This is a genomic window from Staphylococcus sp. EG-SA-17, from assembly GCF_017151845.1.
Lineage (GTDB): Bacteria > Bacillota > Bacilli > Staphylococcales > Staphylococcaceae > Staphylococcus > Staphylococcus aureus.
Genome location: NZ_JACVZO010000136.1, coordinates 1 through 264 on the forward strand (window position 1 = coordinate 1; position 264 = coordinate 264).

The window sequence follows — 264 nt, forward strand, 5'->3', positions numbered from 1 at the left end:
ACATTCATATGTCTGGTGACTATAGCAAGGAGGTCACACCTGTTCCCATGCCGAACACAGAAGTTAAGCTCCTTAGCGTCGATGGTAGTCGAACTTACGTTCCGCTAGAGTAGAACGTTGCCAGGCATTAATATTAATCCACAGTAGCTCAGTGGTAGAGCTATCGGCTGTTAACCGATCGGTCGTAGGTTCGAGTCCTACCTGTGGAGCCATGGCTCCTTGGTCAAGCGGTTAAGACACCGCCCTTTCACGGCGGTAACACGG

General features: G+C 50.8%; 1 tRNA gene and 1 rRNA gene. Both read left to right on the forward strand.

What is annotated here, in order from left to right:
- Positions 1–11 precede the first annotated feature (11 nt).
- Positions 12–126, forward strand: a 5S ribosomal RNA gene (gene rrf / locus IDG65_RS14425).
- An 11-nt stretch (positions 127–137) separates the two neighbouring features.
- A tRNA-Asn gene (locus IDG65_RS14430) sits at positions 138–212 on the forward strand.
- Positions 213–264 lie beyond the last annotated feature (52 nt).